Below are 25,035 nucleotides of genomic sequence, written 5' to 3' on the forward strand. Positions count from 1 at the left end.
AATGCTACGATACGCCGCCATAGACATAGGTTCCAATGCAGTGAGACTTTTAATTGCCGATATTTCGAAAGATGATGAAGGTTTTAGGTTTAAGAAAAACACTTTGATCCGGGTGCCTTTGAGATTGGGGGATGACGCCTTCTTAAATCACAAAATTTCTCCGAAAAAAGTGGGTGATTTGTTGAAAACCATGTCCGCTTTTAAGAGTCTGATGGACGTTTACGGGGTTACCAAATATCTCGCTTGTGCAACATCAGCCATGCGGGAAGCTGAAAACGGTGCTGACATTGTTAAGCAGGTAAAGGAACATGCAGATGTTGATCTGGAAATTATTGAAGGTCAGCGTGAGGCGAATATTATCTATGCGAATCACATTGAGGAGAATCTGGATATCAAGAAAAACTATTTGTATATCGACGTTGGTGGTGGAAGTACAGAGCTATCCGTTTTTGTAAATAAAGTACCCGTTGCATCAAAATCATTTGATATCGGAACCATCAGAATTTTGGACAATCAGGACAAGGAAGAGACTTGGGAAGAGATGAAAAACTGGGTCAAAGACCATACAAGAGAATTGAAAAATCTTGCAGGAATTGGTACCGGTGGAAATATTAATAAGTTGTTTAGAATGTCTGAAGAAAAAGAAGGGCTGCCACTTCCTTATTTAAAATTAAAGTCTCTCTACAATAGCTTAAACAGCCACTCTCTTAAAGAACGCATCACGATATTTGACTTGAACCCTGATCGTGCTGATGTCATTATCCCGGCCTGTGAAATCTTTATTACACTAATGAAATGGACGGGGATAAAGCAGATCTACGTGCCGAAGGTAGGGATGGTAGATGGTATTATAAATCTTCTGATTGAAGAAAACCTGACCCAGCAAACCTACGCATAAGCGAAAGCTAAAAAGTTGCCATGGTGACTCACTGAATCCGGGTTATTGATACGCATTTGATGGTTAGTGGATTCAAGGATCTGGACCGTAATTGAATTGAGTTCATTAACTGTAATTGCAGCAATTGTATGTATATAGGTTTTTTCTATAATACTGCTTGTAAAGTATAGTTGATCATTGTAGGTTACGTTACCAGTTGCGGTATTTTCATGGATGATCAGGTTATTACAGGATAATTTAACAGGTGCAAATTCTCTTAACTTGCTATTCCTAGATTCAATCTTGTAAGCAGATTCTTTCATTGACCATAGCAGCCAAACCATACTAGCGGGTTGGATATTTGACGAGATTAAAAACTGCTCTTCTATGGTAAACAACTTGCTTAAAAAGCCTGGCCTTTTCCAGTTGCTGTCGTGCTCGGCCTGACTAAGATCCACGATGTCATTACCTATCATTTTTCTCCAAGCTTTGCTTCTATGATCTCCATTGCCGACTTCACATCCAACATCCGTTCCATCGATTCGTTGTCTATGACGATGTCAAATTCTTCTTCCACATCGAGAACCACATCAACAAGATTTGCAGAGTTGATTTTAAGATCCTTTATAAAATCCGTCTCTGGATTGATCTGTTCCAAGGCCACCTTATCCTGTGCATAATTGGCAACAATAGGTTTTAGTTTAGCAATTAAGTCTTCGTTGGTCATTTGATAATTCTAATATTTTTTAAAAATAATACAGGCGTTTACATCGCCAAAACCAAAATTGGCTTTAGCTAAGATATTGATCTTATGTTGTAACAATACCTGGGGAACCCGGCTGGGCGATATTAATTTTTCAATTTCAGGGTTAAGGTCTTCACAGTTCACATTGGGGAAAATAAAGTCCTCATTTAATTGAAGTACCGATGCGACGCATTCTATGCTCCCTGCAGCGCTGATGCAGTGTCCGGTGGTCGATTTCGAAGAATTTATGTAAGGGAAATCTTCTCCGGATCTTTCTAAAGCTTTTGTCCAATTCTCAATCTCCAATGCATCTTTTGATGTCGCCGTTAGATGACCAGCAATTACGTCGACCTGACTTCCGGTTACCCTAGAGTTCTTAAGCGCAGCCACGATACACCGCTGCACAGCGTCGCTATTTGGTGCAGTCATCGTACCTAAACCACGTTGGCCACCGCTATTAACGTTCCCGCCCAACACTTCTCCATAGATTTTTGTGCCTCTTTCTGACGCAGAATCTAAGGATTCCAGAACCATCGCACCAGAGCCACTTCCTGGCACAAATCCACTTGCGGTTGCACTCATTGGTCTTGAGCCTTGTGCCGGAGAATCATTGTGCTTATAGGTGCAAACTTTAATAGCATCAAAACCGCCCCAAATAAAGGGCCCGGAGTCACTTGTGCTGCCGGCAAGCATTCGAGTCGCCGCGCCGGTTTTTATTCGCTCATATGCCATTAAAATAGCTTCTGTTCCGGTAGCGCAGGCGGAGGAGTTAGAGGTAACCTGATTTCCTAAGCCTAATTTGCCGCCAAGGTGTGCACTTACCGCACTCCCCATGATCTGGGAAACCACGGTGCTACCCAGTTTCCTTACCTCAAGGTTGTCAATTTTATAGATGGCCTCTCTAAACTTATCGATCCCGGAGGTACCGGCGCCAAACACAATTCCACTATCCCAATCGGGTGCCTCATCATTTGAAATTGCTAACCCAGCGTCCTTCCATGCTTCCATTCCAGCAATGACGCCATACATAATCCCCGTGCTTTTAAAGTTCCTAAGCTCTAAATCAGAAAAGCACGCCGCGATGTGTTCGGGCAGGAGTGGAGGAGTACCTGAAATCTGACAGGAGAACTGAAGGGCTTCCAATTCTGAGTTGTGTTTTATACCAGAAATTCCGTTTTTTATGGCATGCCTGAAGTCAGTTATCCCAACTCCATTTGGAGCAACTACGCCAAGACCTGTGATGACAACCCTGTTAGACATGTAAATTACTTTTTATCATTCCTGCAATTGTACCTCCGCAAACGACTTCACCTGCTTCATTAAACATCTGCACATTGCATTTAAGTTTGTTAAATCTAAAATAAAGCTTTTCCGCCTGCACCCTAACCTTTTCTCCAGGATAAACCGGCTTCATGAAGTCTATCGCAGTTGAAGTCAGCATCACTTGTTCAGGTAGGCCACCTTCTGAGCTTTCAAAAAGGTATATACCCAGACAAACGAGCCCTATCTGAGCCATTGTTTCAGTGAGAATCACACCCGGGGTGACCGGATAATCTTTGAAATGACCTTTGTAAAAATCAAGGGAAGCCACGAAGGTGTAGGTGCCAATGACCTTGGTTTCGTTTATTTCGAGGATCTCGTCAACAAACAAAAAGGGTGCCTTGTAGGGCAAATTAGCTAACACTTCTTCTTTGTTCATGGGCTTAAATCTTATCCTTGCTTTCGCCTTTAATTTAAGTGTTCTCCGCCATCTACCGGTATTACAGCACCATTAATCCATGCGGCTTCATCCCTGCAAAGTAGATATACAAGATTGGCTACGTCTTCTGGTTGCGTCAGGCGTTTATAGGGATTTCTATCCAGGCTGTGCTTTATGAGCGCTTCACTGCCTGGTATTTGTTTCAGTGACTTCGTTTCTGTAAGCCCGGCCTGTATACAATTTGCACGGATCCCATGAGGGGCAAATTCGAGTGCAATGCTCCTCGAGATGGCTTCCATTGCTGCCTTTGCAGCAGAAACTGCAGCATAGTATTTTAATGCTTTTGTACTTCCCTCACTGGTAAAAGAGATTACTCGGGCATCACTTGCAAAAAGGCCAGCTTCAAATACTGCGGATGTCCAGTCGTACAAGCTCAACGCCATGTTCTGCATGGTGATCAAAAAGTCATCGTTGCTAAGCCCGGACCCGTTCTCCTTGGTCATCGGTTTTAAGCTTCCTTTTGCAATACTATGAATTAAGCACCTAACACTGCCGGTTGCTCCTAAGGCTGTTTTAAGGTCGTTGAGCATCCCCTGGCGCTTTTGAGCAGCAGTGACGTCCAGGTTAAAACTCAGAAATTTAACGCCCCTTGCTTTGATGCCGGCAAACTTAGAGGAGATCTCTTCCATCTCTATTCCAGGATTCCGGTGGACAATGCAGATGTTCATGCCATGCGCTGCTAATTTCTTTGCGGAAGCGAGGCCTAAGCCAGTACTTCCGCCCAGGATCAGCGCCCAGTAGTTATGTTCGCTAAATTCCTTTACCATTGCAAAAGTATCCTCTGAGCAGAAAAACCAGGACCAAAGCTAAGCATCAACCCGTAATCTCCTTTTAAAGGTTTAGCATCCATCATCCGCTCCAAGACGTATAAAACGGTAGCGCTAGACATGTTTCCATATAAGTTCAGGACGGCTTTCGTGTCGTTTATATTCTTCCCTAAGCTTCCAAATAGACTTTCTACTACCTGGACAATCTTCTTGCCTCCTGGATGAAATATCAAATGATTGATATCCTCGATCTTCAGATCGTTTGCCGCTAGAAAAGGATGGATGATCGCCGGAAAATGGCTTTCAATCGTATCCGGAACGGCAACGTCAAGTACCATCTGTAAACCTGTGTTGGAGAGTCTAAAGCCCATCATTTCCTCTGCATTAAAGAAGTGGTACATTTCTTCTGATAGTATTTCCGGACCTTCGTCAGCAGGGTCAGAAGAAAGTAGCACTGTAGCCACACCGTCGCCGAAAATTGCCGCGCTTACCACGTTTGCCATGGAGTAATCATCAAACTGAAACGTAGCTGAAGGTGACTCATAAGCTACTACCGCTGCGCGTTTACCAGGATTTGCAGCCAAAAAGTTTTTAGCATAAATGATCCCGGATACGCCTGCTGCACAGCCCATCTCGGTTACGGGTAGCCTGACTATGTTTTGCCTTAAGCCTAATTTGTTAATCAGGTAAGCATCCAGGGAGGGAATCATGATTCCTGTGCAACTGACCGTAATGATGTAATCCAAATCCTCTGGCTTCCAATTCGCTTTTTCTAACGCATCAGAAAGACATTTCGAAGCTAGTTTTATCCCTTCCCTAATGTATATGTCATTACGTTCTTCAAAAGAAATCTTGCTAAAAACTTCTGCAGGAGACATGATCGAGTATCTTTTAGAAACGCCTGCATTCTCAAATATCTTTTTGACCTTTCTAATGAAACGCTCTTCTTGTCCGCTCAGCCAGACATCCAGGAAGGGTAGTATGTCTTCAGTTTCTCTGGAAAATTCCGGTAATACTTTGGCAACGGTCTTTATTCTTACAGCGCTCGCGTGGCTCATATCGTTGGTATTATCCATTGGTAACGGAATGCCCATCGCCAACGCAAAATGTGTTTATTTATATTCAAAAGTGATGCGTATTTAAGAATGTCATCCTTTTTAAAGCCACGCAGTATAGAAACCAACCCATCATCTTTAGACATTTTATTTAGTCCAAAAACTTTGCACACGGCAATAAAAAGATAGTAGGCCAGCTTACTTCTTTGTAGGTCATTAATTACGATTCCCAATATTGCTTGCTCCCTAAATCCTGCTACCAGCTTTAAAATCTCCTCATCCTTGAAATGATGTAGTGTTAATGTACAAAGAATAACATCATAGTGCCGCTCTTGTTTAATCTCATCAAAAATATCTGCGCAGACATAACTGATGTTTTTATAGTCTTCAGACAACTTTTTCGCGTAGTCAATGGTGAAGGCATTTGCATCCATCCCAATTAGCTGGAACTTTAGACCTTTGTTCTGTGCATAGTCGGCAAGTGTCCGCAACATGTCGCCATTGCCACAACCCACGTCCAAAATACGGAGCTCAGCTCCGGATTTTTGCTTAAGCATTAGCTTTTCAAGGCCTTCTATTGTAACCTTATTGCCACCTAGGAGGGCGTTGATCTTCGCAATTTTGTCCAGGGCGTCTAGAAGGAGATCGCCTTCTAAGGCAAAATCATCCATGATCTCTACGGCCTGGCTTCTAAACTCCGTATTTACCAGCATTTATATATTTGATTTTCCATGAGTACTTCTTATTATTCCCGGCAATAGGAACGGAAACCTAGCCAATAAATGCAGTAAAACATTAAAAACTTTTCTATTGTTTAAGATCGACGATAATATCTTACTCATCAAGAGTCTTTTCTGAAAAACTGATTTCCATATGGCGGTATAAGCCGCTTCTAAATGAGCTCTGGATTTTATCTTATTTTGCAAGTAATCGTCGCATAATTCGGCACATAACTTGGCGCTGTGGATTGCCATTGCCATACCGTTACCGCAAAGGGGATGTATCAAACCTGCCGTATCGCCAATCATCAGAATATGCTTTTCAACCGGCAACTTTTTCGCAAAGGAGACCTGGGCAATAGTGATCGGCTGCTCAAAGATCATCTCCGCGGATTCAAAGAACTGCTTTAAGTGGGGATTTTGATAAAGTACCTTTTGCTGGAATTCTTCAATGGTTTTGAATTTCTTGAATAGAGTGGAGTCCGTGAGGTAACAAACGTTAATGACATTATTCTCAACTTTTGAAATCCCGCAATATCCCCCTTCAAAATTGTGCAGGGCTACTCCGTCGCTTTTAAATGTTCCTTTATAATGTGCTTTAACCGCCAGCCATGAGGATTTCCTAGCAAAAAACGTTCTGTTTAATTGCTGATCAAGTATGGATCTTTTGCCAAATGCTCCGATAACCAGGTCGGCTGAGAATGTCCCGTGCTCATAAGTTTGAATACGAAAGGCATCATTAGCAAAATTAATATTGGCAGTGGTATCATGGATTACCTGACAACCCAATTGAACGGCTTTTTCAAAAAGAAAAGAATCCAAAGTAAATCTGCTGATTCCAAAACCACCCAATGGCAACTTGCTTGAAATTACCTTTCCTGCAGCCGAGGAGATCGAGAATTTAGAAATCTCGACAGGGGAAAGGGTATTTACATCTATCCCGATTGAAGTCCAGTAGGAGCGAACCTCATTGGATACGAACTCCCCACATACTTTATGCTGGGGATACCTGTTCTTTTCTATAAGTTTAACTGGATAGCCGCGCTGCAACAAATGAATTGCGCAAGTCAATCCGGCGAGCCCGCCACCAACAATCACTATACTTTTAGGCATCTGGAATTGAACATACCAATAATACTTTTTAAAGCCTAATAATGTTTACAAGACGGCACGTACTATCCGCTATAATTGCGTCTGTCTGACAATCTTCTTTTACAGTTGCCAATGGTTGTTGTTATCTTTGGAAATGATAACCAGTACGTTAAAAAAGACATTCAAGCACAGTGCTTTCCTCTTTTTATTTTTCGCTTTACAAATTTCACCATTTGTTTTTCTCGACACATTTGGCCAATCGGCTGATAAAAGTAACCCCTCTCCAATTAAGTTTCCCTTGCCTAAAGGCATTGCTAATCAGCTGTTCTATTTGCAACGTGATCCTAACCGCAATACCCTAATTTATGAGCTGAATCTGGACAAAAGCGGTAACGTTAATGAAGCTCAACCTGTGCTTGCCTATTGGATCCGTTATGATGAAAATCAAGTAAAGAAAAACCTTTCCTATGTTCAACGTAAATTCGCTTATGGAATTGACGCTAAGAAACTTGGTAAAGACCAATTTGAATTGCGCTTCGTGTCGCATAAGAAGTTGCCTTTATATTTAGTTAAATCTGCAGTAGACAAAAAGTATCATGTTTATGTGACCATTAACAACAAGAAACTTTTGTTAGATCGCATCTTCGTACGGATTGAAGGAGGCTCATTCTGGATTCCAAACGTGAAGTATGTGGAGCTACGGGGCGTAAATCAAGCTAATGATGCGCTAGTAACCGAGCGATTAATTGTCTAAAGTAATCCTTGCTTCTTATTGAATTAAATAATGCGCACTTAATTTAGGGATTCCTGTTGAAAGATGCTGTTTAAACACTGTCTAGGCTCTTAGTGAGCTCTTGCTGAGCTCACTTTGACTTCAGTGTAAGCTTTGCTCCTCTTCGGTCCCTCTTCGGTAGCTCTTCGGTCCCTGTTCGGTTGCTCTTCGGCTCAGAGCCGAGGAGGGAGCGACCAAGAACCGTAGATCGAGCGTCTGGAAACCGGCGAAGGGTCGAGCTTAGTCAGGCGTTAGCCTGACTTCACTACGACCTCACTAGTAAGTTAAAGTAAGCTTGTACAGTTGTTATTGGTTCTCAAGCAAAGCTGCTGCCTGATCATCCAGAAACCAGGTTAGCGTGCCATTAACCGGCGCAATTAACTGGGAAGGATATTTTGTAGTGTCTTTGTCTGTGTCACCTAGAACATGCTGAATAGCCTGTGCTTTAGAATCACCGAACACTAAAAAAGCAATATTTTTGGCCTTATTGATCAGTGCCGCTGTGAAAGTGATTCTATAGGTAGAAAGTTTTTCGACATAGACTGATGATACAATTGCCTCGTGGGTATCAAGGATGCTGGTTTCAGGGAAAAGAGATGCCGTGTGAGCGTCATCACCCATGCCAAGTAAGATAAGGTCGAAATTGATCTCATCGCCTCCAAAGTGTTTAACAATTGAGTCATTGTATTCCGCCGCTGCTTGTTCCGGTTCAAGAGCGGTATTTACGTAAAAGATGTGATCTTCGGCAATTTGCAATGGTTCCAATATAGAGCGTTTAGCCATTAATCCATTGTAACTCTCATGATTTGGAAGCACATTACGCTCATCTCCAAAGAAGAAAAATACCTTCGACCAGTCCAACTTATCCTTGTAGGTCGAAGCTAAAATTTCATATAACGTTTTCGGTGAATTTCCACCGGTTAAGACGAAATTAAAAGAACCCTTTTCTGCGATGGAGTGGCTTGCTATCTTCAGGATATATTCCGAAAGATCATGGAATAATTTTGCTGAATTGTTATAAATTAAAACACTCATCTAATCTTTGTTTAAGGGGAGGGTGAACCAGTGAAAGCCATCTCTGGCGATTAAAGCCTCTGCGTCTTCCGGCCCCCATGAATCTGCTGTATAATTTGGGAAACTTAACGACCGTTTGTTCTCCCATGAATTTACTACCGGCATCAATAATTCCCAGGCACTCTCCACTTGATCAGCACGCATAAACTGAGTTTGGTCACCCGTCATTACATCTAAAAGCAGCGTCTCATAAGCCTCAGGAGTTTCGGAGTTATAGGTACCCTTGTAGTCGAACACCATGTCGACAGGATTTAAAACCATGTCTAATCCCGGTCTCTTGCCCTGAACTTGTAAACGTATGCTCATTTCTGGTTGGATGCTGATGATCAACCTGTTTTGTTGCCAATGCTCCGTTACTGCAGGAGGGAAGATGTGGTGAGGTACGTCTTTAAATTGAATCGCAATTAGGGATGATGTTTGAAACAAACGTTTTCCTGTTCTTACATAGAACGGAACTCCCTGCCATCTCCAGTTGTCTACAAAAAATTTAATTGCCGCAAATGTTTCGGTATTTGACTCTGGATCTACACCATTTTCATGTCTGTATCCAGGCACTTCTTTTCCTTCTACCCAGCCTCTTGTATACTGTCCGCGAACAGTGCTGAAACGGATGTCTTCCGGCGAAAACGGTCGCATGGCTTTTAAAACATCTACCTTCTTATTTCTGATCTCATCTGCATCAAAATTCACGGGAGTTTCCATACCGATTAAACAGACCAACTGCAGTAAGTGATTCTGGATCATGTCCCTTAATGCTCCTGCACTTTCATAATAGCCACCTCTGTCTCCAACTCCAAGTTGTTCTGTTACAGATATTTGTACGTGATCAATATAAGTTCTATTCCAAAGCGGCTCAAGGAAGGAGTTAGCAAAGCGGAAAGCCATGATGTTCTGAACTGTTTCCTTACCAAGGTAATGGTCAATTCTATAGATCTGTTTCTCTGTAAAGATGCCGGTTAAAATGCTGTTTAATTCCTTTGCTGTTTCGAGGTCTCTTCCGAAAGGCTTTTCGATAACGATCCTGGTGGTTTCTTCCGTTCCAGCAAGGCCATGATCTGCAAGGCATTTGGCAATCATTGGAAACAAATTCGGTGCAACAGCCAGGTAATATAAAACTTGAGTTTTAGGTCCAAATTCCCCTTGGTACTTTTCGATCAATTCTTTAAGCTTGCCGAAGGTTTCCGGAGATTCCACGTCTACCGGAGTATAGTATATTTGGTTAGAAAAGTCCGACCATTTGTCGTCCTTAACCTTCCCTGACCTGGAAAAGGTATTTACGCCTTCCTTTAAAGACGCTCTGAACTCTTCGTCGTTAAGAGGCTTGCGCGCAGTGCCGATTATTGCATACTTCTCTGGCATATAGCTATCTGAATATAGATTATATAATGCCGGTGCTAATTTGCGTAAGTTCAAATCGCCTGTTCCACCAAAAATTACGACTATTGTTGGGTTGAGATTGATGTTTGTTTTCATCTGTTGAAGTTTGTAGGACTAATTGTTTGCATTCCAGTCAGCATGGAAGATTCCTGCCTCGTCGATACGTTCAAAAGTATGTGCGCCAAAAAAGTCTCTTTGAGCTTGTGTTAAGTTTAGTGGAGAGTTGGCCGTTCTAAATGAGTCATAGTAGGTTAGGGCAGAGGCGAAACATGGGATTGCGATGCCACTTGAAATAGCAGTGATGACTACAGTTCTTGTACCAGGTAAGATCTCCTTTAGTTGCGACTGGATGCTTTCGTCACTATATAAATGCGGCAATGTTGGCTGCTTGGTATAGGCCTGGAAGATGTCTTCCAGCAATTCTGCTCTGATGATACATCCACCGCGCCAGATTTGTGAAATCTCTTTCAGGTTGAGATTGTATTCGAACGATGTTGAAGCCTGTTCTAGAAGATGTAACCCTTGCGCATAGGATGTGATCATCGCAAAATAAAGCGCTTGTTCCAATTGAACTTCGAAGCCAGCTGCATCTTCAATTTTCGGAGACGCATGCGGTAACGCTTCTGCTAAGGCTACGCGCAGTGCTTTGAATTTAGAAAGATCTCTTGTACTTACTGCTTCGTTGATTGTTGGAATTGGCAATTGCAGATCCACGGATACTTGTGTAGTCCATTTGCCAGTGCCTTTAGATTTGGCCTCATCTTTGATAACGTCGATCAACATTCCGCCAGTTTTCTCATCCTTAACTTTGAAAATCTCTTTCGTTACTTCCAAGAGAAAAGATTTGAGGCGGCCATTGTTCCACTTGTCGAACAAAGCATAGATCTGATCATTATCATAACCCAATCCGTTCTTCAGGAGGTCATAAGTTTCGGCAAGGATCTGCATCATGGAATACTCTATTCCATTGTGAACCATTTTAACGAAGTGGCCTGATGCGCCCGGACCAATGTAGGCTACACAAGGATCTCCGTTAACTTTTGCGGATACTGCTTCAAGAATTGGCTGGACAGCTTCGTAGGCAATTTTATCACCACCAGGCATCATGCTTGGTCCGAAGCGTGCACCTTCTTCACCACCTGAAATACCCATACCAAAGAAATGAATTCCTTGTTCAGACAATTCTTCAGCGCGACGGCTGGTATCTGTAAAATGGGAGTTTCCGCTATCAATGATAATATCGCCTTTTTCGAGAAGGGGAGCCAGTTCAGTTATCACGCTGTCCACAATTGCGCCTGCAGGAACGAGCAATACGATTCGTCTTGGTAGCTCCAAACTTTGTAAAAAATCTTCCAGAGATTCGTAGCCTTTGAGGCTATGAGCTTTACCATCCTCCTCCAGCTTCTCCAGCATCTTTTTGTCTTTGTCGTAGCCAGTAACCTGGAAGCCTTTATCGGCCATATTAAGCAATAGATTTCGGCCCATTGTTCCGAGACCGATCATTCCTAATGTATATTTGTTACTCATTATTTATCGTTTTTTGGGTAGATAGTAAAAACATGATATTTTTCTGCAACCTGCCACAGTTTAGCACCACCTTTAATGCCATCTCTATTTGTTACAAGCTTTATATTATGATCTAACTCAAAACTGATGTGTTTTGAATTTCCACCACCTATATATAAGGTATCATAGTTGAAAACTGTTTTATAAATCTGTATGATTCTTTGCAACCTTGCATTCCACCGTTCATCACCGATTTCTTCTAAAGATTCTGTTCCGATATAGCTATCGTAGTCTTTAGTTTTTGTAATAGGCAAATGGGCAAGTTCCAGGTGGGGGAGGAGTTCTCCATCGTAGACCAATGCGGTCCCGAAACCCGTTCCAACCGTTACGACAATTTCGAAGCCCTCGCCAGAGACGATACCTAAAGCTTGCTGGTCTGCATCATTGATCAATCTGACAGGCAAATTTAACAGATCACTCACCTGCTGGGCGAGGTCTACATTTGACCACTTGTTTTTTGCGAGATTTGGCGCTGTTTCTACGATTCCTTTTTTTACATATCCAGGGAAACCGATAGATACTCTGCTAAAGTCACCACTAAGAGATTTAAGCAATTCTTGAATACAATTGATAATTGCTTCGGGAGTTGATCTTTTAGGAGTAGGAACTTTTAGAAATTGTGTGATCATCTCACCGTCTTTGCTGAGAATACAGCCTTTAACACTTGTTCCGCCGATATCTATCGAAAGGATATTGCTGCTTTGATTCATTTTTTGAACGGGCATATATGTTTTATCAGTTTAATGGCCTGTATTAGATACCATTCAAAATAACAAATTTTAGTCCGATAACTAGCGAAGTAATTTTTTATAGTATGGAATAATTACTGGGATATGTTAAAACGTAAAAGTATGTGTGAACAAACTATCATTTTTCTACGGTCTGTTGATATTTTGTATGTTATTATGTACAAACATAATACTCAGCGGAATATGAAAACTGCGTTTTAATCAATGTTAAAGAATGTTAAAAAAAAACTTGTTAAATCATTTGCAATTAACGAATTCTTTCGTATCATTGTTAAGGGAATAGCCGATTTTGCACAAATGGTCGGTTATTTAGTAAACCAAGTATATATTTATTATAAACCAAGCTATGAATCGAACTTTTACAAAAAACCTATGGAGTGACTTTTCGCTTCAGCCATTCAATCACTTTCAAAAGCACTACGGGCCTGGTTCAGGTGTGGTTTTGCGTATGACTGATTTTTAGTATTCCAAGCAAGCTAAACCGATTTAATTAATATTTTTTGGATTCATTGAATTGTTTTCACTACTTCTGCTATTTTCGAGGTTAGATAATGATTTTCGTGTTATTTAAAATTTTCTAATTACAATCAAACAATCAATAAACAGTTTTTTAATCAGTTAATACTTAATTATCTGTTATGCGCATTATTGCAACTATAACTTTTTTGGGTGTGTTGTGTACAACAACGTACTCCTTCGGCAATACGGCTAGGTCTGCCTGTGTTACGAATAACTTCTCGATCAAGGGAAGCTTTTTTCAAGATACTACCAAAGCAGGGCAGGACACTACCAAAGTAGTAGACACCACCACGGTTGGTATTAAACCCATGATGAAAACCATCGCTAGAAAGCTGGAGTCTAAGGGTAGCAATCTTGATCCAAAGAAGCTTTCTATTTTTCCTGCAATTTCTCTTCAACAGTATTTAAAAGGAGAAGCAGCAGGTCTTTACGTTACTGAACCATCTGGGGAACCAGGAACAGTTCAAAACATGTTTATCCATGGAACGTCTCAACCGTTGCTTTCTCAACGTGAGGTTTTCCAAACTCAACCTTTAGTAGTTTTAGATGGTGTTCCTCTAATTGGCGAGCATCCTTTCGCATTTGACATTCAACAATTCAAATTCGATAGAATCGGTCCGGCAACTAATCCTTTATCAAATATCAATATGGCTAACATTCAATCCGTTCAGGTTCTGAATGGTTTAAATGCTACCGCTATATATGGTCCGAAAGCAGCAAATGGTGTAATTTTACTGACTACAAACCCATCAGCTACAAAAAAGAGGATCACATTTGATAGTTATGTAGGTGTGGCTACTCCAAATGCAGTTACCACAACAAACGGTAAATTTGAAAATGATTTTAGAAGACAGTTCTACAATAAGTATACTGCCAATGGAATTTACGGCGACAATGATGTCTATCCGTTGTATCTAAGTGATTCATTAAACAATGATTATTATGGTACATCTAACTGGGATGACGATTATTACGCTTCGTCATTACAATATGGTGTGAATGCAAGTATTGCAGGTGGTTCGGACCGTGCTAACTTCCGTTTTTCTGTTGGTAGCCTTCGTAGTGCTGGTGTCGCTGATGAAACTAAAGCTGATCGTTACGACACTCGTTTCCTTATTAACATGAAACCGGTTGAATGGCTAACATTCAGCGCAATGGTTAATGCAAACAGAATTCAACGTACACGTAATAGAAGTGTTCGTGACAGATTGGCTCAAGTGAACTACATTCCAGATTTAAGTTCTCCAATTGCACCGAACAAAGATAAATATGGTCAGTATCTAAAAGAATTTGACAAGGGATTTGATAAAAACAAATCCAATATCATTGAAGGATACATAAAAGTAGGTGTTGATTTGGGTAAATTTAAGTTCCTAACTACTGCTGGATTAGATTATTATGAAGGTTACCGTGATATTTTCTTTCCAAGAACTTTATTGCAGACGACAAACTATGCTTCCAACTATTTCGGATACAATCAACGTGCGACGATTGATAACGTTGCAACGTATGATTTAGATCTAAATGAAGATCATAAATTTAATTTTAGTCTTGGTAACACAGTACAGTACGACACTTACAGATATAGCTTTGCATATGCCTATAAAGGAAGTAATGACTTTATCAAGTTAAATTTACTACGTTCCGATCCAAATAGAACAGCCGAATATCTTGAACCTTATGTCTTTAGAAGAGAATTGGTCTATAAGTTCCTGGATAGAACTAGAAACAATCAGCTTTCTTTTTACGGTAAAGCAGATTACAGTTTCAAAGACAAATATAATTTCTCTGCATTACTACGGGCCGATGCTTCATCAAATCAGCAACCAACCAGCCGTTGGTTCTATTCTCCGGTAATATCTGCAGGATGGGATATGAAAAAAGAGTTTTTTGGCGATAGCGAGACGTTCTCTGAATTAAACTTAAGAGGAAGTGTTGGCCGTATGGGTAGGTATGAAAACTTTGACAATTACGCTCAGGGTCCACAATACACCGCCTTTATCGGTTTCACAGGAAACTTAATTGCTCCTGGATATAATGGTATTGCAACCTTAACCCGTCCATATAATACTGGGGCAGTTGGTTATGGATTGGAATGGGCTTATACTGATCAGGCAAATTTAGGTCTTGATGCATCATTTTTAAACGACCGCGTTCATGCTAGCATTGACGGATACTATAAGCATGATAAAAACATGTTATTAGGAATTCCATCTGGTGCAGAGTATGGTTATACTTCTATTATAAATAATGGAATGGCAATTCGCAATACTGGTGTAGACCTTACCTTGAGCGGTGATATCCTTCCTAAAACAAATACAGTTTCATGGACTTCAGCTATCAATGTAAACTTCAATCAAAATAAATTAACTGCTTTACCTGGTGACTTGGATCAAATCGTTATTGGTGACAGGTTATTGAAAGTTGGAGAAGCTGTTGACGGTTACTGGGTATTAACTAATGAAGGCATATATAATACAGATGCTGAAGTTCCTTCTAACAGTACTGGTGGTAAAATGGCTTATAATGGAATAACCATGAAAGCTGGAGATCCACGATGGAAAGATATCAACGGAGACAATGCGATTACAGATGCAGACAGAACATTGAAAGGACATGCGCTTCCAACATTCTCTGGTGGTTTCAACAATGATTTCGCTTATAAGAACTGGACATTAAGTTTGAACTTTTACTACAACCTTGGTCGTGACCTGATCAACCAGGAGATGGCAAACAGGTTTGACTTTGTAAATCGTGAAGGATTGAATGATATCAATTCAGTAAGAGAAGTAACTTTCTGGGAAAAACGTGGTGACTATTCTAAATATCCTATTTACAATCCATGGAGCTCTGTTTCACCGTATCAGGTTAATCAGGATCTATTTATTGAAAATGCATCGTTTGTTAAATTACGTACAGTTTCAATAGGTTACGATTTGACAAAGATGTTTAACAAAAAGTCACCTAACGTACAACGTTTCTATGTGTATGGTAGTGTTCACAATGTGTTCACATTAACAAACTATACTGGACAGGATCCTGAATTAGCAGGTTTTACCGGATACGATACAGGTTATGGCTTGCAAATCCCAAGGACTTATACTGTTGGTGTAAAACTGGATTTCTAATTCCTGATCGTAGACAAATTAATTGGAGTACCATTTAAAATTTAGAAAATGAAAAAAATAATTCTGCTGAGTCTGGCCTTCTTTACCCTTCTTGCCGGAGGCTGTAAAAAAGCGCTGGATGTCAACTCAACCCGTGTGGTGAATGAAGTGAACTATTGGAATACACTTGAAGATGCCCGTGCGGGTATTATGGGAGTGTACGGGTTAACCAGAGCTGCATTGGCCGACAATAATGGCCATTGGATTTATGGGGACATTCGTATGGGTAATTTTGATAGCCCTATACGTCAGGATCTTAAGGCGATCATCAAGAACGACCTTAACGCATCTTATCCCGTAGTTAAAGAACTATCAAATTGGAGAAGATTTTATGCGATCATCAATGCAGCTAATATCTTTCTAGAGCGTATCCCTGAAGTAAAAGCAAATGATGCCAGGTATACCCAGAACAATATGGAGGTAGATATTGCACAAGTTAGATTCTTAAGAGCTTACGCATATTTCTACATGGTTAGAATATGGGGAGATGTGCCATTTTTAACTACTTCTCGTGATGGAACGTTTGAGAATGTACCTAGAACCAATAAAGATGCGATTCTGGAGTATGTTCAAGCTGAAATGCTTGCTTCTGCCTTAATATTGCCTTATCGTTACAGTGTTAGTGATATTCAACAACCAGGTCAATACTATAACGAATCTGAAAGTCGATGGAATGGTGCGCTAATAAGAAAGTTGACTGCTTATGGTATGTTAGCTAACGTTGCAGCTTGGCAAGGTAAGTATACAGATGTTATTAAATATGCAAACATTGTACTTAGGGATTACCCAAGGGCGGCAATGAACTACACCTCTACAACCTTTCTAACTCAAAGAAATGGGTTCTTTTATGACAAAAGAAATGAGCATTTACTAGCTTTTGGTTTTGTTTGGGGCCACCAGGATGCTTCGTTCACCGGAAACATGGAGTCCTTAGCCTTAGCTGAGCCAGTCGTAAACAAAAGTATCCCAGACGTATTTGTTCCGAAAGATTCGATTTTGACGATCTTTAGAGAAACGAATGATGGAAGGTTCAGTATTGATACGACCGGAGTAACTCGTTCTCAGGCGTACTTCACGAACTTCCTTGGAAGGTATCCAATCTTTAGTAAGATCAAAGTTATGCAAGATGGTTCAACTGACCCAACTTTCAGGATCTACTCTAGTTCGATTGTAGTATCGAGATTGGAAGATATTACATTATTAAGAGCGGAAGCATATGCGGCGCTTGGAGAAAATGCAAATGCAATCAATGATTTGAATACCGTTAGACAGTTGAGATATAATGTTGACAATAAAGGTCAATTAAATGAAAGTGCAAGTACGTTTGTAGCTTACAATGCGACAAGGAATGGTGCACCGATTGATGCCATCTTTTTGGAAAGACAAAAGGAATTCATGGGAGAAGGAACTCATTTTTATGACCAGGTAAGATATAATAAGATCAAAGGAACCAATGCCGCATTTATGAACTTGATTACTACAGGTGGAATATATTGGCCGATCTCACGAGACCTTATCGCTCAGAACCCACTGTTAATACAAAATTCATACTGGAAGTAATAAAGGAAAGAAAGACATGAAAAAATCAAATTTTTATTCAAGATTTTTAGCTGCAGCATTGTTGCCTGCACTAATGTTTCAAGTGGGATGTAAGACAGAAGATGATTACAAAGGAGCAAAACCAGTTGATAATACAACCGATTTAAGTACTTACGCTTATTTGAAAAGTAAACCAGGTGTTTATGATTCTCTATTGTTTTTGGTAGATAAATTAGGTCTTCAGAAAACGTTGGAAGACAGTACCATTACAACTTTTGCGCCGTCTAACTTAAGTTTTCAGATTGCTATTAAAAACTTAAATGAGGTTCGTAGGTCTCAAAATAAGCCTGCTGTGTTCTTAAAGGATATTGTATCCGGTAAGGCCGTTTTATCTAAGGACTTGCCAAAGGCGAATGCTGATTTGGCGCACATTGATACGATGACTGCAAGGTATATAATTAGGAAGCAGTTCTTATCCAGTGATTTCTCAGTTGGCGACGGTCAAACTATACTTAGTGTCCGTCATGGATATCCCATGCATGGGCAACGCTTATATGCTGATGCTCAGGGATGGCAAAATGGTGGTTCTGAGATCATTGAATTTGCCAATACCAAGCGTAGTGTATTTGTTCCAAATTGGTCGAAAACTACTACAAGTTCTGTGAACATTAAAACCAAAAATGGAATCGTTCATTTGTTGAGACCTGATCACGTATTCGGTTTCGATGAGTTCGTTAGACGGCTAACTTTGGTTCCGCCTCCAACAAATTTAATATTTGCAGATATGACGGCGTATAATAATGCTTTACCTAAGCCAACAACACCGCCCTATAGTGTTAAATTTAATGGTGACTACCAGGATGGTGTGGTTTCAGGCGGTGAGAGGATTGATAAATTGTTTGACAATAACGTATTAACTAAGTTTATCTCGAGATTTACAGAGGGAAATAATAATCCGACAATTATTACATACAAGTTTTTTACAGGACCTGCAGTAGCTAACGTCTACACTTTAACATCGGCGAATGACTCTCATCCGAGAGATCCGAAAAGTTGGAGATTAGAAGGTTCATTAGATGGAGCTGCATGGGTTCAGTTAGACACCCGTCAGGATATCGATTTCAATTCGTATTTTGAAACTAAGATTTTTGATTTCCCTAACACGGTTGCTTACTCCTATTATAGGCTTACGATTCTAACCAATCATGGTGATGGTCTCTTCCAAATGGCGGAATGGACAATGAACTTTAGGCAATTAGATTAGAAGCAGAGATTTTAAACCAAAAGACTATTATGCAAAACGCAATAAAATATAAAGCCTTGATACTGCTTACTGCAGTAGTTGCTTTCTCTGGGTGTAGAAAAATATTCAACCTACCAGACGAAAGAGATTATTTAAGTACAAGAGCTGACTTTACAGTAAAAACATTTGACCCAAGATTGGGGAGAACAACTATTCGTCAAAATATATTCAATGCTGATAACTCAAGTTTTCCTATGACTTTCGAGATTGTTAATCCACGGTTTGGAGATGGAAGAGATGCTAGCGATATGTTAAAGACCAGACCGACACTCGTTTGGACATCAGAGTATACAGGTAAGGAAACCAGTTTAGCTGAAATTGAGGCTAAAAGAAAGTTGGAAGACCGGCCTATGGTAGAGATGAGAAACTCGGGCGAATTCATCATGTGGAATACAGCAACGAGAGCTGACCTCAAGCCAGCGGATTCCGTAATTTATCCTCAGGACATCAGATATTTTGATGTTAAGATTAGTAATTCAGGCGGTTCAAGAGTAATTAAGAACTTACAGTTTACTCCAAAGATTGATGTACCTTACGAACCAAGTGCTGATTATAACACAATAACAGGTAAACCAAACACGACTACACCAGGTGGAAAGGCTAGAGTTTATAATTTTCCACAATTGTCTGGTACCATCAGAGGGGAGTCCACTAACACGCCCTTCCTAAATGCTGACAATGCCAATACTGGTTTAGTGTATATGTATATTAGAAAATATACTGGTGATGGAGCTAATGGTAGTTCATTAAGATTCAAGTTCCTGAACAAGGATTCTGCGGCAATAGATCCTGCTAAGTTTGGTGATACAAAATGGAATCAGTTGGTTCACGGATTCAACATGGTAAAAACTACTCAATATGTAAAATACGATGTAGCTTATCCAATTCCATTGGCAAGAATTCCCACACAGTATACAGCAGGTGGTCCAACGTTCGCAGAAGGTGGGGATGTGGCTTATGTTGAATTCCTTTTCTCTCGTTTAGGTTTTAATAATGCCCGAGAAACAGGTAGAATCTCTACCAATTTCCAAATATTTGAGAAGGGCGACTGGGAAATTGTATTTCATTTTAAAACAGTTAACCCGAAATTCGAGAACGATTAAATCCTAAATGATAAAAATTAATACAATGAGAAAACAAATAATTCTGCTATCGATTTTTTTCAGCTGCATTTTTCTATGCAAGGATTTGATGGCGCAAACTAAAAAAGTTACCGTAAGGGGAACGGTTACGGATGCAGCTTCCAACGAACCAATGGTTGGGGCATATGTATCTTCTGGAGTTCCTTTGAAGGTTTTAGCTACTGTTAATGCTAACGGAGCCTATTCAGTGGTTGTCGATGAAGGAGCAACGCTAACATTCAGTTACGTAAGTTACGATACACAAACGCTTAAACTTAAGGCAGGGCAGGCTGTGGTAAACATCCGCTTAAAAGAAACGCAAAATACATTAGGTGGTAATGTGGTAATTAGGGGCTACGTTAAAAGAACCCGCGAAACTACCACTGGTGCTTCCTTTATCGTTTCCGGTAAGGAGGTTCAGGACAATCCAGTGGGTAACGTTGAGCAACTGCTTCAAGGTAAGGTTGCTGGACTGAATATTCAGAATAATACTGGTGCTCCAGGTATGCGTGGCAGTACAAATATTCGTGGATTATCAACTATTTCGGTAACAGGTTCTGGAGAAAGTGCTTACTTACAACCGACGTCGCCACTATATGTAATTGATGGTGTTCCAATGGACGCTGATAAAGCTTCTGAGTTTGGCTTTGATCAACAGGGTCCAGGTGTAAGTCCGCTTTCACTGATTCCTCAGGAGGATATTGCTAGTATTGAAGTTTTAAAGGACGCGACTGCAACAGCATTATACGGCTCACGTGGTGCTTACGGTGTAATCCTGATACAGACTGTCCGGGGAAAATCTGAAGTACCTGTGATCACTTATACTACTAACTTTTTTGTGTCGACAGTCCCACCATTGCGTGAGACATACGGTGGTAAGGCAGAACGCGATTTCAAGCTTGCTCAAATCGAGCGGTATGGCCAGTTTGAACAAAAATATTTAATTACGAATACACCGTTTTTGGCTGATAGTTTAAATGCCTTTTACAACAATTCAACGGATTGGCAGGATATATTTTACGGCAATAGATTTAATTCAACGCATAACGTTGCATTGAACGGCGGTGATGAGATTTTTAACTATAAAACAAATGTTAGTTACTACTCTCAAAGTGGTATTATCGAGAATACAGGCTTCGAAAGATACGCTCTGAGTATGAACATGGAATTTAAGCCTACAACGAGACTAAGATTTTTCGGTCAGGTAAGAGGTTCATTAGGAAAAGTTCAATCTGGTAGTGGTACAGGAGTATTGCAAAAAGTAGTTGACAACAGTGCAAATCGATCGTCGTTAATACCTGGTCCATCATTCTTGTTGGCAACCAGTGATGTACTGTCTACGCTACAAATCCGTGAAAGTGCCGGTCCAAGAAACATTAATGCACAGATGGATGCGAACTATGAACTTCTTCCCGGATTGAATGCTGGAACTACTGTTAACTACGACTACGTAACGGAAACACAAGATAAATTTTTACCGGCCGCTGCGAACAGTCAGTTTGCTCAGGTATATAACTTCAGTGGATATGGATCTACATTATACAATAGGAATAGCATTTCTTATGTGAAATCTATTAATGAAAGCCATAACTTCTTTGGTAATTTATTTAGTGAGCTTTACATTAGAAACAATCAGGAAGCAGCAACTCGTTTGGAAAGATCTCCAAATGATCAATTTGAAGGTCCACTAGGTTATGATGGTTATTTCTCTAGAGGCGGTGGTGTTTTAAATACCTTCCGAGATTTGAAAACCGTAGCTATTGCAGCGGCTTTCACTTATGATTATCAAAAGAAATACGTTATTGATTTAACTTATCGTTTGGATGGATCGTCGGCAAGTGGTCAACTAGATCCTTATTCAAGAAATCCTTCCGTTGGATTAAAATGGAACTTCAATAAAGAGAACTGGTTTAAAAATTCAAAGTGGTTAAATTATGGTGACATCCGTTTAACTGCAGGTCAGAATATTTATCCGAATGGTAGTTTAATTGATATCTATGGTGAATATAATCCAACAGGTTTTTATAACAACTCGCCACGGGTTGGTATCAATACTGGACGTATTCCAAATCCATATTTGAAAGCTAAAAATGTAATTCAATACAACTTTGGTGTTGATGTTGGTGTGTTTGATAGTAAACTGGATATTATATTTGATACTTATTATAAAAAGGTAGATAACGAGCTGTTTACAAACATATTGTCTAACACATTAGGTTTTGACACTTATCAAAGTAATGGTTCTGCAATTGCCAATTATGGTTATGAATTGTCGTTAACAAGCCGCCCATTATCAAAGGAAAGCAAACTACAGTGGACAGTTTCATTGAATGGTGCATGGAATCAGGATGTTTTACTTCGTATTCCAAATGAATATAATGGACAGTATATAAACCAGGTTAATCAAGACAATGTTAATCAGTTCATAGCTCTAAGAACAGGTAGAAATTCGTTATCAAATTATTTGCTCGTTAATAATGGTGTATACGCAAGTACTGCTGATGTACCTGTAGATCCTGTTACGGGTCTTCGCATGCGAAATGAGAATAGCGGCTCCTACCTATATTCTTACCAGGGCGGTGATGCAAAAATGTTTGACGCAAATGGTGACTACCTGATTAGTGGTAGTGATAGACAGGTATCTGGAAATACACAGCCTATGGTTACTGGTGGTTTTACAAATAACTGGTCGTATAAACAATTTGGACTAAATGTCTTTGCTTCTTTTACTGCAAAACGTTCCGTATTGAACAATGCGCTAGCTAAGCGTTTACTGTTGCTAAGTGATCCTTTTAATACCAATTCCATTCCACCAGCAGGTGAACTAAATATCTGGAGCGGTCCTGGTGATTCCGATGCAACTTATGCAAATGCGTACAACTATGCACATGAGAGAAACATGAATAACTTTAGATATGAGCAGACCTTATGGCAGGAAAACGGAAGTTACTTTAAAATTAATCAGGTTACACTTTCATACAGCCTTGATAAAAAAGTTTCTAAACGTATCGGACTAAACAATGTGCGTGCTTATTTATCTAGCTCAAACTTGGTTGTGTTCTCACCTTATTCGGGTCCAAATCCAGAGAATGTAACCAATCTAGGTAAGGATCTTTCAGCTGGATATCCAAACCCAAGAACGTTTACATTAGGCTTTAACGTTACATTTTAATTGGAGTCACAAAAAATATAAGATATGAAAAAAATTATTATTTGCTTATTAGTTGTGGTAAGCGCTTCACAATACGGTTGTAAAAAGTTTCTAAGTATAACCCCAATAGACAAATTAACGGGAAATAACTTTTATCAATCAGCTGATGATGTTGAAAGCAATATCACTGATATGTATGGACAGTTATTTGATAAATATACTGCAACTTCTTTTGCCGGAGCAACTGGTGAATTCCGTTCAGGAGAGGTTATTACTTCAGTTCAGGGTGGAAGACTTGAGATTGGCCTGTTGGGAGGACATACCAGACAGACGCCCAATGCTCAAGGTAATTTAGGTAAGCAGACGATACCGGTTACTACAGTAAATGATCGTTTATTACTTGCGGGCCTTACTTCAGGGGGATACAACTTCCGTGATATGACAAATTGGAGACAGTACTACCGTGTAATTCAGGCAGCCAATATTCTGGTTAGTAAATTAGAAGAAGGTATTCCTTCACTAACTGCTGATCAAACAAAAAGATACATTGGCGAGGCGAAATTTATCCGCTGCTTTTGTTACTTTACAATGGTAAGGTTATATGGAGATGTTGTATACTATACTACCCCGTATCAAAAAGATCCTATACCTAGAGAAAATATGGTCTCCGTGGTCAATAAATGTATCGAGGATTTAAAAGGTCCAAAAAACGATCTGCCCCTGACTATCAATGATCCATCTCTCAGAGGTGTACGTGCCACTCGTGGAGCAGCAATAGGTTTATTGATGAACATGTATATGTGGAATGCAGGTTTCGATCCTACGCAAAAGATGAAGTATTATACTGAAACTGCGGCATTGGGAGAGGAGATTGTAAATAGTGGTGCGTTTCGCTTGCTAAACATTAGTGAATGGTCAACAGTTGCTAAGGGTCGATCTGAGGAAAGCTTGTTTGAATTGTTCAGAACTTTGAACTACAATACAGACTTAAATAACCCATTTGCTCAAGCGAATGCTTATTCTCCATTTGGAGATGCTTTTATCCACTTCCCATACAAACAGCCGGAATATACGCATCGTTTCAATTATGCAGTATTTACTGAAGCATATATGCAAAAGTTATATCCGGATCTAAATGACCAACGTCTGTCGACGTGGTTTACAGCGCCGTTTGACCAAAATGCGGAAACATTCCAGTTGAAGAAATTTGCTGTGAATACCTTTATCGATGCCAATAATCCTAATCTTGATATAAACCCAGATAATACTTATTTAATTATGAGGTATTCAGATGCAATATTGCTAGCTGCTGAAGCCTATGCAGAATTGGGAGGAAAGGATGCTGAGGCAACTAAGATGTTAAATATGGTTCGTCAGCGTGCAGTTGCTACTCTTTATCCAGGTGGTGCTTATGCCGGTAACTTAAAAGATGCCATCTTCTGGGAACGTGCCAAAGAATTGATGGGAGAAGGTGCTCGTTATTTTGACCTTGTTCGTACTAAAAAGATCTTGAACAAAGCCTACACTGATAATCCACTAACAGCTGATAAGTTTGGAAGAGGAGGTTGGACTTGGCCAATCAACACCCTTGATGACGGTCCTACTGGTCTAACATCTGCGCTAACAAATAATCCGTATATGACATTGAATTCATATTGGATAGGAACCGGTCTTTAATCTAAT

Annotated in this window: 20 protein-coding genes; 8 read left to right on the forward strand and 12 right to left on the reverse strand. The window is 40.1% G+C overall.

Features of this window, described 5'->3' with window-relative positions; translation table 11 throughout:
* The first annotated feature begins 1 nt into the window (after position 1).
* Positions 2–898 (forward strand): Ppx/GppA phosphatase family protein, encoded by an 897-nt coding sequence (locus tag WKF66_RS11790; protein ID WP_489674654.1) that lies wholly within the window; start codon positions 2–4, stop codon positions 896–898.
* On the opposite strand, the gene WKF66_RS11795 is transcribed toward WKF66_RS11790, so the two are convergent.
* From WKF66_RS11795 to WKF66_RS11830, 8 genes are read right to left on the reverse strand one after another with little or no spacing between them, the layout of a single operon-like run.
* Positions 889–1,353: a 4'-phosphopantetheinyl transferase family protein gene (locus WKF66_RS11795; RefSeq protein WP_489674655.1), complete on the reverse strand. Its 465-nt coding sequence runs from the start codon at positions 1,351–1,353 to the stop codon at positions 889–891. The two genes, WKF66_RS11790 and WKF66_RS11795, sit on opposite strands and share 10 nt — an antisense overlap.
* The gene (locus WKF66_RS11800; protein ID WP_489674656.1) at positions 1,350–1,604 is read right to left on the reverse strand and encodes an acyl carrier protein; all 255 of its coding nucleotides are present in this window, start codon (positions 1,602–1,604) and stop codon (positions 1,350–1,352) included. Before WKF66_RS11800 ends, WKF66_RS11795 begins: the two co-directional genes overlap by 4 nt.
* A 9-nt stretch (positions 1,605–1,613) precedes the next feature.
* Positions 1,614–2,882, reverse strand: a complete 1,269-nt coding sequence (locus WKF66_RS11805) for a beta-ketoacyl-[acyl-carrier-protein] synthase family protein (RefSeq protein ID WP_489674657.1) — start codon at positions 2,880–2,882, stop codon at positions 1,614–1,616.
* Positions 2,875–3,321, reverse strand: coding sequence for a 3-hydroxyacyl-ACP dehydratase FabZ family protein (locus WKF66_RS11810; RefSeq protein ID WP_489674658.1), 447 nt, complete (start codon positions 3,319–3,321; stop codon positions 2,875–2,877). The genes WKF66_RS11805 and WKF66_RS11810 overlap by 8 nt, the downstream gene beginning before the upstream one ends.
* 29 nt (positions 3,322–3,350) lie before the next feature.
* Positions 3,351–4,148, reverse strand: coding sequence for an SDR family oxidoreductase (locus tag WKF66_RS11815; protein ID WP_489674659.1), 798 nt, complete (start codon positions 4,146–4,148; stop codon positions 3,351–3,353).
* Positions 4,142–5,224: a type III polyketide synthase gene (locus tag WKF66_RS11820; RefSeq protein WP_489674660.1), complete on the reverse strand. Its 1,083-nt coding sequence runs from the start codon at positions 5,222–5,224 to the stop codon at positions 4,142–4,144. Before WKF66_RS11820 ends, WKF66_RS11815 begins: the two co-directional genes overlap by 7 nt.
* The gene (locus tag WKF66_RS11825) at positions 5,203–5,916 is read right to left on the reverse strand and encodes a methyltransferase domain-containing protein (protein ID WP_489674661.1); all 714 of its coding nucleotides are present in this window, start codon (positions 5,914–5,916) and stop codon (positions 5,203–5,205) included. Before WKF66_RS11825 ends, WKF66_RS11820 begins: the two co-directional genes overlap by 22 nt.
* Positions 5,917–7,035, reverse strand: coding sequence for an NAD(P)/FAD-dependent oxidoreductase (locus WKF66_RS11830; protein ID WP_489674662.1), 1,119 nt, complete (start codon positions 7,033–7,035; stop codon positions 5,917–5,919).
* Between the two features lie 133 nt (positions 7,036–7,168).
* Here WKF66_RS11830 and WKF66_RS11835 point away from each other — a divergent pair, with 133 nt between their 5' ends.
* Complete coding sequence (locus tag WKF66_RS11835; RefSeq protein WP_489674663.1) at positions 7,169–7,768, forward strand: DUF4833 domain-containing protein; 600 nt, start codon at positions 7,169–7,171, stop codon at positions 7,766–7,768.
* A 324-nt stretch (positions 7,769–8,092) separates the two neighbouring features.
* On the opposite strand, the gene pgl is transcribed toward WKF66_RS11835, so the two are convergent.
* From pgl to WKF66_RS11855, 4 genes are read right to left on the reverse strand one after another with little or no spacing between them, the layout of a single operon-like run.
* Positions 8,093–8,821, reverse strand: coding sequence for a 6-phosphogluconolactonase (pgl, locus tag WKF66_RS11840; protein ID WP_489674664.1), 729 nt, complete (start codon positions 8,819–8,821; stop codon positions 8,093–8,095).
* Positions 8,822–10,333 carry a glucose-6-phosphate dehydrogenase gene (zwf, locus tag WKF66_RS11845; RefSeq protein ID WP_489674665.1) on the reverse strand — a complete coding sequence of 504 codons (1,512 nt, stop codon included), beginning with the start codon at positions 10,331–10,333 and terminating at the stop codon, positions 8,822–8,824. It abuts the gene before it with no gap.
* Between the two features lie 18 nt (positions 10,334–10,351).
* Complete coding sequence (gndA, locus tag WKF66_RS11850; RefSeq protein ID WP_489674666.1) at positions 10,352–11,764, reverse strand: NADP-dependent phosphogluconate dehydrogenase; 1,413 nt, start codon at positions 11,762–11,764, stop codon at positions 10,352–10,354.
* The gene (locus tag WKF66_RS11855) at positions 11,764–12,528 is read right to left on the reverse strand and encodes an ROK family protein (RefSeq protein WP_489674667.1); all 765 of its coding nucleotides are present in this window, start codon (positions 12,526–12,528) and stop codon (positions 11,764–11,766) included. The genes gndA and WKF66_RS11855 overlap by 1 nt, the downstream gene beginning before the upstream one ends.
* Before the next feature lie 662 nt (positions 12,529–13,190).
* Between WKF66_RS11855 and WKF66_RS11860 the strand changes: the two genes are divergently transcribed.
* The 6 genes from WKF66_RS11860 to WKF66_RS11885 are packed head-to-tail and all read left to right on the forward strand — an operon-like array spanning position 13,191 to position 25,029.
* Complete coding sequence (locus tag WKF66_RS11860) at positions 13,191–16,199, forward strand: SusC/RagA family TonB-linked outer membrane protein (RefSeq protein WP_489674668.1); 3,009 nt, start codon at positions 13,191–13,193, stop codon at positions 16,197–16,199.
* A gap of 48 nt (positions 16,200–16,247) precedes the next feature.
* Entirely contained in the window at positions 16,248–17,798 is a 1,551-nt protein-coding gene (locus tag WKF66_RS11865) for a RagB/SusD family nutrient uptake outer membrane protein (protein WP_489674669.1), read from the forward strand.
* A 16-nt stretch (positions 17,799–17,814) separates the two neighbouring features.
* Positions 17,815–19,041, forward strand: coding sequence for an ATP/GTP-binding protein (locus WKF66_RS11870; protein WP_489674670.1), 1,227 nt, complete (start codon positions 17,815–17,817; stop codon positions 19,039–19,041).
* A gap of 29 nt (positions 19,042–19,070) precedes the next feature.
* Positions 19,071–20,183, forward strand: coding sequence for a DUF5007 domain-containing protein (locus WKF66_RS11875; RefSeq protein ID WP_489674671.1), 1,113 nt, complete (start codon positions 19,071–19,073; stop codon positions 20,181–20,183).
* A 25-nt stretch (positions 20,184–20,208) separates the two neighbouring features.
* A complete protein-coding gene (locus WKF66_RS11880; protein ID WP_489674672.1) occupies positions 20,209–23,373 on the forward strand; it encodes a SusC/RagA family TonB-linked outer membrane protein in 3,165 nt (1,054 codons plus the stop codon).
* A 24-nt stretch (positions 23,374–23,397) separates the two neighbouring features.
* On the forward strand, positions 23,398–25,029 hold the full coding sequence (locus WKF66_RS11885) for a RagB/SusD family nutrient uptake outer membrane protein (RefSeq protein WP_489674673.1): 1,632 nt from the start codon (positions 23,398–23,400) through the stop codon (positions 25,027–25,029).
* Positions 25,030–25,035 lie beyond the last annotated feature (6 nt).

The organism is Pedobacter sp. (assembly GCF_037719805.1).
Taxonomy (GTDB): Bacteria; Bacteroidota; Bacteroidia; order Sphingobacteriales; family Sphingobacteriaceae; genus Pedobacter.

Excerpts from the sequence above, each read along its gene's own strand:
- WKF66_RS11790 (WP_489674654.1), top strand. The coding sequence starts at position 2 with ATGCTACGATACGCCGCCATAGACATAGGTTCCAATGCAGTGAGACTT.
- WKF66_RS11795 (WP_489674655.1), bottom strand. The coding sequence starts at position 1,353 with ATGATAGGTAATGACATCGTGGATCTTAGTCAGGCCGAGCACGACAGC.
- WKF66_RS11800 (WP_489674656.1), bottom strand. The coding sequence starts at position 1,604 with ATGACCAACGAAGACTTAATTGCTAAACTAAAACCTATTGTTGCCAAT.
- WKF66_RS11805 (WP_489674657.1), bottom strand. The coding sequence starts at position 2,882 with ATGTCTAACAGGGTTGTCATCACAGGTCTTGGCGTAGTTGCTCCAAAT.
- WKF66_RS11810 (WP_489674658.1), bottom strand. The coding sequence starts at position 3,321 with ATGAACAAAGAAGAAGTGTTAGCTAATTTGCCCTACAAGGCACCCTTT.
- WKF66_RS11815 (WP_489674659.1), bottom strand. The coding sequence starts at position 4,148 with ATGGTAAAGGAATTTAGCGAACATAACTACTGGGCGCTGATCCTGGGC.
- WKF66_RS11820 (WP_489674660.1), bottom strand. The coding sequence starts at position 5,224 with ATGGATAATACCAACGATATGAGCCACGCGAGCGCTGTAAGAATAAAG.
- WKF66_RS11825 (WP_489674661.1), bottom strand. The coding sequence starts at position 5,916 with ATGCTGGTAAATACGGAGTTTAGAAGCCAGGCCGTAGAGATCATGGAT.
- WKF66_RS11830 (WP_489674662.1), bottom strand. The coding sequence starts at position 7,035 with ATGCCTAAAAGTATAGTGATTGTTGGTGGCGGGCTCGCCGGATTGACT.
- WKF66_RS11835 (WP_489674663.1), top strand. The coding sequence starts at position 7,169 with ATGATAACCAGTACGTTAAAAAAGACATTCAAGCACAGTGCTTTCCTC.
- pgl (WP_489674664.1), bottom strand. The coding sequence starts at position 8,821 with ATGAGTGTTTTAATTTATAACAATTCAGCAAAATTATTCCATGATCTT.
- zwf (WP_489674665.1), bottom strand. The coding sequence starts at position 10,333 with ATGAAAACAAACATCAATCTCAACCCAACAATAGTCGTAATTTTTGGT.
- gndA (WP_489674666.1), bottom strand. The coding sequence starts at position 11,764 with ATGAGTAACAAATATACATTAGGAATGATCGGTCTCGGAACAATGGGC.
- WKF66_RS11855 (WP_489674667.1), bottom strand. The coding sequence starts at position 12,528 with ATGCCCGTTCAAAAAATGAATCAAAGCAGCAATATCCTTTCGATAGAT.
- WKF66_RS11860 (WP_489674668.1), top strand. The coding sequence starts at position 13,191 with ATGCGCATTATTGCAACTATAACTTTTTTGGGTGTGTTGTGTACAACA.
- WKF66_RS11865 (WP_489674669.1), top strand. The coding sequence starts at position 16,248 with ATGAAAAAAATAATTCTGCTGAGTCTGGCCTTCTTTACCCTTCTTGCC.
- WKF66_RS11870 (WP_489674670.1), top strand. The coding sequence starts at position 17,815 with ATGAAAAAATCAAATTTTTATTCAAGATTTTTAGCTGCAGCATTGTTG.
- WKF66_RS11875 (WP_489674671.1), top strand. The coding sequence starts at position 19,071 with ATGCAAAACGCAATAAAATATAAAGCCTTGATACTGCTTACTGCAGTA.
- WKF66_RS11880 (WP_489674672.1), top strand. The coding sequence starts at position 20,209 with ATGAGAAAACAAATAATTCTGCTATCGATTTTTTTCAGCTGCATTTTT.
- WKF66_RS11885 (WP_489674673.1), top strand. The coding sequence starts at position 23,398 with ATGAAAAAAATTATTATTTGCTTATTAGTTGTGGTAAGCGCTTCACAA.